Annotated in this window: 1 protein-coding gene; it reads left to right on the forward strand. The window is 64.8% G+C overall.

What is annotated here, in order from left to right; all coding sequences use genetic code 11:
• The coding region (locus AC1D0Z_RS23520; protein ID WP_477660530.1) for a sensor histidine kinase at positions 1 to 695 on the forward strand (695 nt) is incomplete at both ends.

Consider the following 695-nt stretch of genomic DNA (forward strand, 5'->3'; position numbering starts at 1 on the left):
GCCCTGCCCAACACGCCGAGGACCACACCAGTGCTGTATGTGGTGGCCGCACTGATGGGCGTGAGCGTCAGCGTGGCGGGCGTCATCAACGCCTGGGGGCGCTCTCGCAGCGCCATGGTGGTGGCCATCGGGACGGTGCTGGCCACGCTCTTTAGCGCGACCGACTGGCTGGTACAGAACAATTTCATCAGCCCCGAAAACTGGTATATGGGCCCGCATACCAACGCGATCACCTTCAGCGTCTTCGGTTATGTGATGTACCGCCGTTACACCGGCKCCATTGCGGAAGTCGAGCGGGTCAACGCCAGCCTGGCCGAGCGCCTGCGGGCGCGTGAAGCCGAACTTGAAGCCAGCCACCGCAGCCTGCGCGAGATCGCCCGGCAGCAAATGCTGAGCGACGAACGCCAGCGCATGATGCAGGACATGCACGACGGCTTGGGCTCGACGCTGATCAGCGCCATCCGCTCCATCGAAGTCGGCGGCATGAGCGACGAACGCGTGACGCAGACCCTCAAGGACTGCATGGACGACCTGAAGCTCGCCATCGACTCGATGGAGCCGGTGGAGGCCGACCTGTTGCTGCTGCTGGCCACACTGCGTTTCCGGCTGGAACCCCGCCTGGAAGGCACCGGCGTTACGCTGCTCTGGGAAGTTCAGGAGCTCCCCGCGCTGGACTGGCTGGACCCGTCAAGTGC

Source organism: Polaromonas sp. P1_E3 (assembly GCF_056405935.1).